Raw genomic sequence first — 14,254 nt, forward strand, 5'->3', positions numbered from 1 at the left:
GTGGTTCAAGACAGGCGGCCCTTCGCCGAAGCAAGGCCCAGCGTTTGCCGCAGCCGCCCCGCCCTGTCAAAAGGGTTGGGCGGCTAGCCCGCCTGTGCCGCCCCTGGCGCTAGAAGGGCACCGACAGGCGCAGCGTGCCGGCGTTGCTCTGCCGGTCTGAGGAGCGCATCGTGCGCCAGGCCGCCGACAGGTTGATGCCGCGCTGGTTGCCGATGGCCAGGCCCGCTTCGCCTTCGAACCGGGTCTTGTTGATCGGCACGATGGCAAGGAAGGGATCGACCCCGCTGTCGTCGGCGGCGAAGCGGCCGGCCGCGCCCAGCGTGTCATCGCCCAGATACTGACGCACCGCCGCCCGCACGAACGGCCGCAGCGTCCATCCACCCGACAGCTTGGCATTATAGGCCAGCTCGACGCCGGGCAGCACCCAACTGAACGTCTCGCCGTTGCTGGCGATCTCGAGGTCGCGCGCTGCCGCGCCGCTTTCGGTCAAGTCGCCGCCCGACAGCGAAACCAGCCCCACGCCCAGCGAGGGCCGCAGCGACAGGCTGCCGAAGTCGAAGCGGTAATCGACGCTCGCCTCCGCCAGCAGGCTGCCGATGTCGCGCCGCGAGGCTGCCGATGAGGGCATGAAGCCCGGCAGCAGGCGGGTGCTGTTGTAGCTGGCATCCGAATAGGCAACCGTCGCCCCGATGCGGGCCTTGCCGATGTCATAGGCGATGCCCGCGCCCAGCCGCTTGCTGTTGCCGCGCGCAGTCCAGCGGCCATCATAGCCATCAAGCCGATGATCGCCGAAGCCGACGCCGAGCGCGAAGCTGAGGCCGCTCTCAAGCCGGTAATGCGCGCCGCCCGAGAAGCTCTTGCCCTCGCGATTGACGCGCGCCATCCCCGCCTGCGCATCGAGCCGGCTGTCTTCATAGTCAAACTCGGCCCAAGCACAGAGCGCGCGGTCGGTCAGCCGCGCATCATAGGCGGCACCACATTGGCGCACCCGCGCGCCAAAGGCCTGCGCACCCTCAAGCGCATGGACGGTCTGTTCGGCATAGAATTCGCCGCCCATCTGGGTGAGCAGATCGATGTAGGTCGCCTCGTCCTGCTGGCCGATCAGGCCAATGAAGGTGTCGGCGAGCGCCGCGCTGACGCCCTCGGTCTGCACTCGGTTGAGATATTCGCCAAAGTCAGCGCGGTTGCCGATGGCCGCATCAGGCGCGAAGCTGAGGTCATAATCGACCTGCACCGCACCGCCCTGCACCGACATGCCGAGCAGATTGAGCACCACCGAACTGTCGGCCCTGAGCGCAACATCGGACATCGAGGCCCCGCCGGCGCCCGTGAAGAGCCGCGCCGAAAAGGCACCGGGCGTGAACTGCGCGGTGTTGAGCAGGCGCAGGTCGATCGCGCCCGACACCGCGACCGTGCCGCTGGCGTTGATGGCGTCAAAGCTGTTGTCGGAAAGATCGGCCTCGGCGATGGTGATGCCGGTCGCGGCCTGGACGAAGCTGCCCGAAAGCGCCGTGGTCGCCAGCGTATCGACATCGCCGGGACGAAGCTCGCCGGCATTTTCAAAGACATTGCCCGCCGCACCCAAGCCCAGCGTGGTGCCGGTGACGATCAGCGCCCCTTCGCGGTTGAGCAGGCCGTTGGCCCCGCCGCCGAGCAGGACATTGCCCATCAGCGTGCCCCGATTGTCGATGACATCGTCGCCGCCGGTGCCGAGGACAGCAAGGCCGGCCAGGCCGTCGAGCGTCATCACTGAGCCATTGTTGGTGAAGCGATTGGCCGCCCCCCCGTCGAGGGCGAGTGCGGTGCCGCCAAGGCCGGCCATCAGGCTCTGCCCTTCCGCCACCGTGACGGTGATATCGCCGCCGCCGCCGGAGCCCCCGGCGCTCTGCGCCCGCACTGCCGTGGCGCCGTCTGCCAGCGCGCTGACATTGCCGCCCAGCGCCAGCGTGATGCTGCCGCCCGCGCCCGCGCCGCCAGCGCTGCCGAAGAAGCGGTTGTCGACCAGCCCGCCGCCGCCGCCGAGGCTCTGCGCGACCACAGCCACGCTGTCCGGCCCGGCGACCGAGATGTCGCTGGCCAGCTCCAGCGACACCGCGCCGCCATTGCCGCTGTTGGCGCTGGAGAGGGTAATGCTGCTGTCCGGCCCGGCCCCGAACACCGCGCCGCCGCCGCCGCCGATCGATTGCAGCACGACGCCGTGCGCGCCGCTGCCTGCGGTGGCGACCATGCCGCCGACCACAAGACTGACCGCATCGCCGTCGCCGCTGGCCCCGTCGCCGGCCCCAAGCGTGATGGCGAACCCGTCGCTGCCGCCGAGACGGGCGACACCGCCGCCCGCGCCGATCGATTGCAGCACCACGCCCGGCGCCCCGACGCCGCTGGTCATCACATCGCCGCTGACTTCAAGGCTCGCCGCGCCGCCATCGAGCCCGGTGCCGCCCTCGGCCCCCAGCACCAGCGTGCCATCGACCGGAACCACCTCGCCCGCCGACAGTGGCATGAGGTCCAGCGAAGCGAACCGGCCCAGCGCCTCGGCAGGCGCCGCGACCGCCTCGGCCGCGCCAGGCGTGAAGCGGAAGTTGATCAGGCCGGCACCACCGCCGATCGACTGGACCAGCGCGCCGATCGCGCCGTCACCCAGCGCCATCAGGCTGCCAGTCTGGATGTGCGAAACCGCGCCGCCGCGCGCATTCTGCTGCGCCCGGCCACCCAGCCGCAGCGCCACCGCGCCAAGCTCTGATGCGCCGCCCGAAAGCGCGAGATTGGCCCGGCCACCGCCGCCGCCCAGCGACTGAAGCAGCAGGCCCAGCGCATCCGCGCCCTCGGCAATGATATCGCCGCTGTGCGCTGTTTCCAGCGCGCCGCCATCCACCATCATGCTTTCTTCACCGCCAAGCCCGACATCGAGGCCAAGCGCGCCGCCGGCCCCCATGCCGTCTTCGACAAAGGCCAGATCAAGGTCGATGCGGCCGCCGCCGCCGCCGACCGACTGGGCGCTGACCCCGACCGCCGCCGCGCCGCGCGAGCGCATCGTGCCGGTGAGGTTGAGGGTCACGCGTTCGGCGACACTGTCCCCCAGCCCGGCGCCGCCGCCAAACAGGGTGAGCAACGGCGGCGTGGTGAAGCCGTCGACACCGGGAATGATCTGGCCTCCAGGCGAGCTGGTGATGCCGTTCAGATCAAGCGCGATGCCGCCGCCGCCGCCGTTGATGCTCTCGGCCAGCACGGCTTCAGCGCCGCGCCCGGTGACGAGAATATCGCCGCTATGGTTGACGGTCACCTCGCCGCCCTGCCCGCCTTCGCCGCCGCGCCCGCCAAAGATCACGCCGAGCACATTGGTCAACACGTTCAGCGGCAGGCTGGTCGTCGCCGAGATGCCGATGCCGGCATTGCCGCCGCCGCCGCCCAGCGACTGGGCGAAGATGCCGTGTGCGCGCACGCCCGACGTGGCGATGGTGCCGCTGTTCGACACGGTGACAGCGCCGGCATCATTGCCCGCCCCGCCGCTGCCGCCAAGCGCCAGCATGACCTGCGTCGCCTCATTGGAGGCACGCACCGCGAGATTGCCGATGGCGAGCGACACCCCGCCATTGCCGCCGCCGCCGCCGATCGACTGGGCGAAGATGCCATGCGCTTCGCGGCCTTGCGTGACGATGCTGCCGGCATTGTCGACCTCGACAAGGCCGCCGGTGCCGCCGGTGCCGCCATCGCCGCCGATGTTGAGACCAAGGGCATAGCTTTCATTGCCGACCGCGGCATTGGCAGACAGGATGGCGCTGCCATTGCCGCCGCCGCCGCCGATCGACTGGGCATGCACGCCGTGCGCCTCGCGGCCCGCCGTGGCGATGCTGGCGCCGGCCCGGTTGTCGACGCGCACAGCGCCGGCCGCAGCCCCGGTGCCGCCGGTGCCGCCGCGGTTGATGACGATGGATGCGGCGTTGTTCTGCCCGTCAGGCCGCAGCAGCGAGAAATTGCCCGTGAGCCCGGCATTGCCGCCGCCGCCGCCGATCGACTGGGCGAGAATGGCGCTGGCTTCATCCCCCTCGGTGACGAGCATGCCGGCATTGTCGACCGTCACTGCGCCGGCGACCGCGCCCGTGCCGCCATCGCCGCCCTGGGCGATTTCGAGGGAGCGGCTGTTGGTCCGGCCCGGCGTGTCGACATTGAACGCCAGGCCGCCTTCCCCGCCGCCGCCGCCGATCGACTGGGCGAGCATAGCATTGGCGCGTGCGCCCGCCGTGGTGATCAGGCCGGTGTTGATGACATCGACCGTGGCGGCCGCAGCCCCGGTGCCGCCGGTACCGCCCATCTGGAAGGCGATCGAATAGCTGCTCTCGTCTTCGGCACTGTCGAGCCCGAGGTCGGGCAATTCCTGGAACTTGTCGACAAAGGCCGCACCGCCAGCACCGCCGCCGCCGCCAATCGACTGAGCGAGCACGCCGTGTGCGCGATCGCCGCTGGTGCCGAGCGTTCCATTGTTGGTGACGCTGACCGCGCCCGCAGCCGCGCCCTCGCCGCCCTCAAGGCCGAAGGCGAGTTCGAGGTTGCCCAACTGCTTGGCCTTGCCGTCCTCGCCGCCACGGTCCCCCTCGACGCTGAACACGGTCGTCTCGCTGGTGCCGCCGCCGCCGCCAATCGATTGCGCATGGACGGCATGGCCGCCAAGCCCGGCGGTGGTGATGCTGCCACCCGTGGTTACGGTCACTCTGCCGCCGGTGCCGCCGGTGCCGCCACGCCGGCCCAGCGCGAGGCTGACCGCGCCTTCGTCGTTGAGATTGTAGCTGTAGTTCGCCGCCGCATTGCCGCCGCCGCCACCGATCGACTGCGCAAGCAGGCCGGTGGAGGTCGCGCCGCCCATGGTGATGCTGCCGCCATGAACCACCGTGACAGCGCCGCCCGCGCTGCCGCCGCCCGGCGCGCCGCCGAGCGCCAGGTCAAGCGTCTTGGTGTCAGGTGCCGTGCCGCCATCGCTGCCGCCGCGGTTGCCGACCAGGCTGACATTGACATTGGCCGCCGCATTGCCGCCGCCGCCGCCCACCGACTGGGCGAGAAGACCGGTTGACGACTTGCCCGCCAGCGCAATGTCGCCACTGTGGGTCACATCGACCAAACCGCCGTCCGAGCCTTCGCCGCCGCTGCCGCCGATGGCGACCTGCACATCGAACTTCGCCTTGATCGTGGCAGACGTCAGGATGTTGAGCCCGGCATTGCCGCCGCCGCCGCCGATCGACTGGGCGATCACGCCCATGGCGTTGTCCCCCAGCACTTCGGTCATGCCGCTGCGCGTCAGCGTGACACCGCCGCCAGCACCCCCCGCGCCGCCGCTGCCGCCAACACCGATAACGAGCGGCGTCCCGGCATTGGCACCGGCCCCGCTGATGTTGACGCCGCCATTGCCGCCGCCGCCGCCAACCGACTGCGCCAGCACGCCGGTGGCGCGGTCGTCCCGGTCGACAAGATCGAGGTCGGCATCATCAATCCCGCGCCCATCGACCTGCACCATGCCGCCGGCATTGAGGGTGACCAGGCCGCCGTCCGCGCCGGTGCCGCCGGTGCCGCCGATGCCGATGGCAACATTGAAGCCCTTGGCGGCGGTCAGATTGCCGGCGATGTTGAGCCCGCCATTGCCGCCGCCGCCACCCAGTGACTGGGCGAGAATACCGGTGGCGCCAACGCCTTCGACGGCCGCCCCGCCGGATGTGCTCGCGGTCACGCTGCCGGCCCGGCTGCCCGCCCCGCCGCGGCCACCCATGCCGAAGGTGACCAGCGGGGTCGTGCCGGCGCCTGCCAGAATGCCGCCCGAGATGTTGATGCCGCCGGTGCCGCCGCCGCCACCCAGCGACTGGGCAAGAATGCCGGTCGCGCCGTTGCCCGCAGCGCTGGCCAGAACATTGGCATCGACCGTGACCGCGCCGCCGGTGCCGCCGCCGCCGCCCGCGCCGCCAAAGCCGAGCGTGAGCGAGGTGCCGTTGGTGATGCCGCCCGCGATGTTGAGCCCACCATTGCCGCCGCCGCCGCCAACCGACTGGACGATGATCGCCGCCTTGTCATCGCCGATCGCGCTGACCATGGCGGGCGCTTCGCTTTCCCCAACACCAGACATCGTCAGCCGCGCGTCACCGCCGGCCCCGCCGTCGCCGCCAAAGCCGCCGATGCCGAGCGACAAGGCCTTGCCGCCGCTGCCGCCCGAAAAGGCAACGCCGCCCGAGATGTTCACCCCGCCGTCGCCGCCGCCGCCGCCAACCGACTGCACCAATATGCCGTTCGAACCGCCCTCGCGCACCCGCGTCTCGACGATCCGCTTGAGGAACAGGAACTCGGTTTCCTCGGTCTCTTCGACCCGGTCATCCCGCAGCCCGGTGGCGATGACATCACCGCTGATCGTGGCTTCGGCAAGGCCACCGGCCCCGCCGCCGCCGCCAAAGCCGCCAAGACCGATGGCACCACTGAGCGCGCCGCTGCCCGAGAAGCCGAGCCCGCCGGCAACATTGAGCCCGCCGCGCCCGCCGCCGCCACCGAGCGACTGGACTACAACTGCGTCTGCTTCCGCCCCGCTGGTCATGGTCGTGCCGGTGCGGGTCAGCACCGCGTCGCCGCCGGCCGATGCGCCGCCGCCGAAGCCGCCGATGCCAACGCTGCCGGCCACTGAGGTCGTCGTCGCCAGCGACACGCCAGCGGCGAAATTGACACCGCCATTGCCGCCGCCGCCGCCCAGCGACTGCACCATCACGGCTTCCGAACCCGTGCCGCTGGTGCCGATGTCGCCGCTCACGGTCGCATCGGCGCGGCTGGCAAGACCGCCGGTGCCGCCAAAGCCGCCAACGCCCACCGCAGCGCCCACCGCACTCGCCGTCGAGAAACTGGCCGCGCCCGACACATTGAGTGCGCCGTTGCCGCCGCCGCCACCCTGGCTCTGCACCAGCACAGCGGTCGATTCTGCACCCGCCGTCGTGGCAGCACCGGTGAAGGACAGAGTGGCCGCACCACCCGTGCCGCCGGTGCCGCCAAAGCCGCCAACACCGACCGCAAGCCCGCCGCCCGCGCCCGTCGTCGCGTTGATGGTGCCCGTGACATTGACCCCGCCATTGCCGCCGCCGCCGCCGAGCGACTGGACGATGAGCGCATCGGACCGCGCGCCCATGGTGGCGATGTCGGAATTGACCATCGCAAAGGCTGCGCCGCCCGCGCCGCCGCCGCCGCCCTTGCCGCCCACACCGACGCCGATGGAGCCGCCAGCGCCTGCTGCCAGCGTGACCACGCCGGTGACATTGACGCCGCCATTGCCGCCGCCGCCGCCAACAGACTGCGCCAGCACAGCCGCTGCATCGTCGCCCTCGGTCATCACGCCGCCGGTCAGCCCCAGCGAGACCGCGCCGCCGGCACCGCCCATGCCGCCGGTGCCGCCAACCCCGACGCCGAGCCCGCCGCCCGCTGCCGTCAGCCCGAGCCCGGCGGACACATTGACCCCGCCATTGCCGCCGCCGCCGCCCACCGACTGGGCGATGATGGCCTCCGCCTCATTGCCGCGCGTGATGGTGGTGCCGGTGATCGTCGCGGACACGCTGCCGCCTGCGCCCGCACCGCCGCCCGCGCCGCCAACACCCACCGAAACATTGCCCGAGCCCGAGCCCGCGCCGGTGATGCTGCCGGCAACATTGACCGTGCCATTGCCGCCGCCGCCGCCGAGCGACTGGGCGATGAAGCCGGCAGCGCCCGCGCCCCGCGTTTCCAGATCGCCCGTGCGGGTCGCAGTGACGGTGCCGGCCGCCCCGCCACCACCACCCGCGCCGCCCACGCCGACGCTGAGCGCGCCCGTACCCGTCGCCGCGCCCGAAATGCTGCCCGAGACGTTGAACCCGCCATTGCCGCCGCCGCCGCCGACCGACTGGGTGAGGATGCCCGCGGCAAAATCGCCCATGGTCACCAGATTGCCGGCCAGATTGCTGGTCGCCGTGCCACCGGTGCCAGCCCCGGCACCGCTGCCGCCGATGCCGACCGAGACCGCGCCCGCACCCGTGCCAGACGCTGTGAGCGAGCCTGAAATATTATAGCCGCCATTGCCGCCGCTGCCGCCCACACTCTGGATCACCAGCGCCGTCGAAAAGGCGCCGCTGGTCATCACATCGCCGATCAGGCTGCTGTCCGCCGTGCCGCCGTTGCCGCCGCTGCCGCCGCTGCCGCCGACACCGACCGCAACGCCGCCCGCGCCCGCACCCGCGCCTGCCACCGCTGCCGAGATGTTGAAGCCGCCATTGCCGCCGCCGCCGCCGACCGACTGGGCCAGCAGCGCGTTGGAGAACAGACCCTCGGTGACCAGGCCGCCATCATAATCGACATCGACATTGCCGCCGCGCCCGCCGCTGCCGCCACTGCCGCCCACGCCAACGGGAATCGCTACCGCTGCCGCCGCCGCACCCGCGCCCGAGAAGCTGACGGCAAAGCCGCCATTGCCGCCGCCGCCGCCCACCGACTGGGCGAAGATGCCGGTGGAGAAGTCCCCGCGCGTGACCGCAAGGCCGCCGCCGTTCAGCGTCACGCCGCCGCCGATGCCGCCCGAGCCGCCGCGCCCGCCAACGCCAACCGAAATGCTGCCCGAAACCGGCCCGCCCGATGCGGCCGCCGCCACGCTCAGCCCGCCATTGCCGCCGCCGCCGCCGACCGACTGGGCATAGATGCCGGTGGAAAACGCCCCCAGCGTCTCGATCACCTGCTCGCCGGTGACATTGACTGTGCCGCCCGCACCGCCGCTGCCGGCCGCGCCGCCCACGGCAACCGAAACCGCGCCGAAGGCGCCGAGCGTGCCCTGGATCGCCGCCCCGCCATTGCCGCCGCCGCCGCCGACCGACTGGGCATAGATGCCGGTGGAGAAGTTGCCCGCGGTGCGCACCAGCGCCGGCAGATCGCGCGAGACGCCGTCAATCGCTACCGGGCGCGTGCCGCCTTCAACCGTGACCGTGCCGCCTGCGCCGCCGCTGCCGCCACTGCCGCCCACCGAAACGCCGACAAAGGCCGAAAGCGAGGTGGCCTGGCCGCCATCCCCGCCGCCGCCGCCAACCGACTGGGCATAGACGCCGCTGGAGAAATCACCGCCGGTTTCGATGACGCCCGAATTGGTCACCCGCACCGTGCCCGAGCCGCCACCGGCACCCGCCCGCCCGCCGACGGTGATCAGACCCCCGCTCGAGCCGCCCGTGCCGCCACCGCCGCCGATCGACTGGGCCTGGATCGCATTGGAAAAAGCGCCGCCGGTGACAATGCGGCCGCTGTTGGTGACGGTCGTGGTGCTGCCCGATCCCGCGCTCGACGAACGGCCACCGATCGCCACCGCGCCGCCGCTGCCACCGCCATCGCCGCCGCCGCCGCCGATCGACTGGGCCAGAATACCGCGCGCAAAGTCGCCGCTGGTTTCGACCAGCCCGCTGTTGGTGCCCGTCACCACGCCGCCATTGCCGGCGCGCGCGCCGCTGCCGCCGATCGACACCGCACCGCCAGATGGCCCGCCAAAGCCACCGCCGCCGCCGATCGACTGCAAGTGCAGCCCCGTGGCGGCCAGGCCGGTGGTTGTCACCAGTCCGTTGTTGGTGCCGGTGACAGCCACGCCGCTGCCCGCCCCCGAGCCGCTGCCGCCAAGCGACACGCCGCCGCCGGCAGCCCCGCCGGTGCCGCCGCCGCCGCCGATCGACTGGGCGATGATGCCGCGCGCATTGATCCCGCTGGTCTGGATGGTGCCCGAATTGAGCGCGGTGGCCTGGCCGGCGTTGCCGCCGCTGCCGCCCGCACCGCCAAGCGCGACAAGGCCGCCGGTCGAGCCGCCGGTGCCGCCGCCGCCGCCGATCGACTGGGCAACCATTGCGTGCGCGTCGCGACCGCTGGTCGAAATGAGATTGCCGGCCCGGGCTTCGACGCGTGTTGCCCCCCCGGTGCCACCGCCACTGCCTGCGCCACCGATGGCGACCAGGCCGCCGGCAGTGCCGCTTGATCCGCCACCACCGCCGATGGATTGGGCGAGCATGCCGAATGCCCGGTCACCGGCCGTCAGAATGGTGCCAGCCTCGCTCAGCAGCGTGACCGACCCGCCATTGCTGCCCGAGCCGCCGCCTGCGCCAATGACGACAAGGCCACCGCCGCTGCCCGAATCCCCGCCGCCGCCGCCGATGCTCTGGCCGAGCATGCCATGGGCATCATTGCCGCGCGTGTCGATCAGACCCGTGTTGGCGCCCTCGACCGTGCCGCCGCTGCCGCCGGCATTGGCGCTGCCCGGGAAGGCCACCAGCCCGTCGGCATCACCGCCATCGCCACCGGCGCCGCCGATCGACTGGGCAAACAGGCCATGCGCCGAGCGGCCAAAGGTATAGATTGCACCGCCGAAATTGTTTGCAACCGCCAGTCCGCCATTGGCGCCGCTGCCGGCGTCGCCCGCTTCGGAATCGAAGGAGAGATCAGCATCGCCGCCATTACCGCCCGTGCCGGAGAGGCTGCGCGCATAAACGGCATAGCTGCCGGCCTTCAGCGTGGTGATGATGCCGGTGGCGTTGTTGGTCGCAATCGCTGTGCCGCCGTTGCCGCCATTGCCGCCATTGCCGGCATCGGAGGTGAAGCCAAAGGCACCGTCACCGCCGCGACCGCCATTGCCGCCACGGCTGGCCACGAACATGCCAAAGCCGCCGCGCGGCGAGACGGAAATCGTGCCACTGTTGCGCAGGGTGACGCTCGGCCCCGTCGACCCATTTCCGCCGCGCGCGCCGGCCCGGGTGATGCCGACGAAACTGCCGCCGTCACCGCCCCGGCCGCCGTCGCCGCCGTTCGCTGAAAGAACGGCACCAGACAGGGGAAGCGCGATCTCTGGAAAGACCGTGACACCACCGATGATGACAGCGGGAAACACGGTTGCGTCAGCTTCGATGGCGCTGTTGACGGTGCGGTCGGCAGCCGCCAGCGAGCCGCCGCCGCCGCCCGCTCCGGCGCTGTCCAGCAGTGTCGCGCCGGACCCGGCCCCGCCGTCTGGCGCGTTTCTCGACTCACTGAACAGATTGCGATTTTCGTCGGCCGCCGGCAGCACGCCGGGGCCGGGGCCGGCGCCGCTGTCAGGGGCAGGGTCGAGGACCGCTTGGGCGCTGACATCACGCACGACATCGATGGTGCGCCCGTCGGCGAGCACCAGCCGTTCGGCGAGGCCAGTGTCGGGGTTGAACAGCACTTCGGTAACGGCGACGGTGGAGGCGCCGTCGGCGGGGTCGGGCACCTGCGCGCCGACCTGCGGATCGAGGATGACGAGCCGGCCATCAGTGGTCAGCGCGGCGCCGTCAAAGACCCTGCGCACCGCGAGCGTGGCCCCGGTGGCGGGGTCGGGCACGGTGTTGACGCTCTGGGCAAGAACGGGGGTGACGAAGCCGAGCACGGAGAGCGTGACCGCCGAGGTGACGGCGAGCCGTGATGCGCCTGCGAGGAAACGTCCTGTCCGTGCGGTGGTGTTGGCCATGATTGATTCCCCTCAGGCACACCGAATCCGGGCTCGGCGCTCTGGGCGGAATTGTTAAGCCGGGCAGGATTCAACCGATATGGGGGCGATACCCCATTTTGGCCCTGGTGCGCTGGCGCTCTGGTCCCTTGGGCGGCGTCGTGGCAGTCTGGCTGTGCGAGGGGTGAGGGAGTCAGATATGGCGGGCGGTGTCGAGCAGGCCTTCACGCAGCGCCACGGCGAGGAGCTCGGCGACCGAATGAACGCCCAGCTTGCGCATCAGGCTGGTGCGGTGCTTGTCGACCGTCTTGGCGCTGATGCCGAGACGCTCGGCGATGGCGGCATTGCCTTCGCCGCGCGCGACCGCCAGAAGCACCTGCATTTCACGCCGCGACAGGCCGTCGGTCTGCACATCCTCGGCCAGCGCGGCGGCAGCGGCGGGGGAGGTGATGAAGCCGCCCTTGCCGAGCATGTCGAGCAGGGGAACCCAGATGTCCGGCGGGTCGCTCTTCAGGAACAGACCGTCAGCGCCGGCGGCCTGGACAAAGCGCAGGACGCCGCGCGAGGTCAGCCCGGTGAGCACGACGATGCAGGTCTGCGGACACCAGCGACGCAATTCTTCAAGGATCTCAAGCCCGGAGCCCATGGGCATGGCAGCATCGAGGAGGATGAGGTCAGGCTGATGCACGCGCGCCTCGGCGAGCGCCGACAGGCCCGTGGCGGCCTCTTCGACGATGATATACCGGCCGGTTTCCTCCAGTGCAGCGCGCACCCCGGCGCGCACGATGGCATGATCATCAGCGAGGACGACGCGGCAAGGCTGGCCTTCAGCCATGGGTCACCATGCTGAGGCTGATGGCTCTGGTGCTGGCGGTGTTGCTCTGCGCGCCGACCGGAGCGGCGCCGCTGGTGGTGAGGCCCGGCGAGCCGGTGCGGGCGGTGGGCCAGTCGATGCAGAGCTTCATCGAGCCGCGCGGCGCGCAGATGGGGGTGGAGGATGCGCAGGCGCGGGTGGCGGAGTTCCGGGATGTGGCGCGGGCGGAGCCCAATTTCAGCAGCCGGCCGGAGGCGATCTGGCTGCGGCTGCCGATACAGAACCCGGGTGCGGCGCAGGAGCGCGTGATCCATGTCGGCGCCAATTTCATGAGCGAAATCGAGGTCTGGCTTGAGGCGGGGGGGATGACACGGCGCGTCTTCCGGCAGTCTGCATCCATGGCATTTGATACGCGCCCCCTTGCTTTTCATGAGCTGGCCAGCCCGCTTGCGTTGCCGCCGGGGCCATCTGTATTGTGGATGAGATACCGGTCTGATGGCTCGACGGCAATGCCGTTCAACATCGAGACGCCGACAAGTTTCATCAACTATACCAATGGCAAGATGGCACGGGACTTCGTGCTTTATGGCATCATCATTGCCTGTGCACTGGCGGGACTGATTGCCGCTGCGGTGACGCAGCGGCAGGTGTTTCTGTCTTATGGGGTCTATGCTTCGAGTGTGCTGCTCTACATCTTGCAGCGCGAGGGGCATGCGTTTCGATTCTTGTGGCCCGACCGGCCGGAATGGAACGAGTTTTCATCGCTGCCACTGGGCGCGATGCTGGTGGTCACGGCGGCCTGGTTCGCCCGCAACTACCTTGAAACGTGGCGATTTGCGCCGCGGACGGACCGGGTGTTGAGCGTTTTGATGGCCAGCCAGCTGGTGATGGTGGCTGCCAGCCTTGTGGTCGAGGTGCGCATATTGAAGGACATTGCTGTGGCGGTGACGGCGCTTTCGGTGGTCGGGTTCCTTGTGCTGGGGATTGCCGCGATGCGCCGGGCAGGGGTTCGCTACATCTTCTATGTGATTGGCTGGTCAGGCTTTTTGGTGGCGGTCTTCGCCACGGTGGCGGCGCGGTGGCTGGGCATTGAGCTGACCCGCATCCAGATTTTGACGGTGATGAGCGGGGCGATGGTCTTTGATGGGCTGATGATGGGGTTGGCGCTGGTCAGCGGCTATATCTTGCTGCGCCGCGAGCGGGATGCGGCGATGCGGGCGCGGCTGGCGGTTCAGGAGAATAATGTGAAGCTGATGCAGCGACTTAGCCGGCTGGACCGCAGTTATGAGCTGGCCCAGACGATGGCGCAGGCGAGCAGCCGGGCGTTGGCGGAGACGTGCCATGACTTGCGGCAGCCGCTGTTTGCGCTGCGCGCGGTGATGGCGAACATGGACGGCGAGGGGGCGCAACGGCCTGAAACCGTTGCACAATCGCTCGATTATATGGAGCAATTGGTGGAGAATGTGCTGGCCGAGGCATCAAGGGAACAGGCGGCACCCGAGGCGAGGGCGGAGACGTTTGAGGCGGGGCTGCTGATCGAGACGCTGGCGCAGGTGCATGAGGGGCTGGCGCAGCGCCATGGCAAGGCGCTGAGGACTGTGAACAGCAGCGCGGTGATTGAGGCGGAGCCACTCAGATTGCTCAGGATTTTGGGGAATTTCGTGACCAATGCGATTGAGCATGGCACGGGCGACCGGGTGTTGATCGGGGTGCGGCGGCGGGGCGGGCAGCTGGTGTTTGAAGTGCATAATCACGGCGCGCTGGCCCCCGACAAGACGCCGGCCGAGGGGCGGGGGCTGGGGCTGGGGATTGTGAGCGATCTGGCCGGGCAGCAGCGGCTCGACTGGTCTTTGGCGAGCCCGTCGCCGCGCGGAACGGTGGCGCGGCTGGTGGTTTGAGGTGGGTTTGGAAGGTGAGGAAGGTTAGGCCGGGCCTTAACAATATGAGGCGGTTGGCGGCGGAGCCAAAAGGTTCAGCACCAA

The 14,254-nt window shown here is 70.4% G+C and carries 3 protein-coding genes; 1 reads left to right on the top strand and 2 read right to left on the bottom strand.

What is annotated here, in order from left to right; all coding sequences use genetic code 11:
• Positions 1-109: 109 nt before the first annotated feature.
• Positions 110-11,479 carry a hypothetical protein gene (locus tag ACMVO5_RS07520; RefSeq protein ID WP_416906904.1) on the bottom strand — a complete coding sequence of 3,790 codons (11,370 nt, stop codon included), beginning with the start codon at positions 11,477-11,479 and terminating at the stop codon, positions 110-112.
• A 172-nt stretch (positions 11,480-11,651) separates the two neighbouring features.
• On the bottom strand, positions 11,652-12,293 hold the full coding sequence (locus tag ACMVO5_RS07525; RefSeq protein WP_416906905.1) for a response regulator: 642 nt from the start codon (positions 12,291-12,293) through the stop codon (positions 11,652-11,654).
• A gap of 8 nt (positions 12,294-12,301) precedes the next feature.
• On the opposite strand from ACMVO5_RS07525, the gene ACMVO5_RS07530 reads away from it, so the two are divergent.
• Positions 12,302-14,170, top strand: coding sequence for a sensor histidine kinase (locus tag ACMVO5_RS07530; protein ID WP_416906906.1), 1,869 nt, complete (start codon positions 12,302-12,304; stop codon positions 14,168-14,170).
• Positions 14,171-14,254: the final 84 nt, after the last annotated feature.

Origin of the sequence: Polymorphobacter sp. (genome assembly GCF_048007885.1) — a bacterium.
Lineage (GTDB): Bacteria > Pseudomonadota > Alphaproteobacteria > Sphingomonadales > Sphingomonadaceae > Sandarakinorhabdus.

Excerpts from the sequence above, each read along its gene's own strand:
- ACMVO5_RS07520 (WP_416906904.1), bottom strand. The coding sequence starts at position 11,479 with ATGGCCAACACCACCGCACGGACAGGACGTTTCCTCGCAGGCGCATCA.
- ACMVO5_RS07525 (WP_416906905.1), bottom strand. The coding sequence starts at position 12,293 with ATGGCTGAAGGCCAGCCTTGCCGCGTCGTCCTCGCTGATGATCATGCC.
- ACMVO5_RS07530 (WP_416906906.1), top strand. The coding sequence starts at position 12,302 with ATGCTGAGGCTGATGGCTCTGGTGCTGGCGGTGTTGCTCTGCGCGCCG.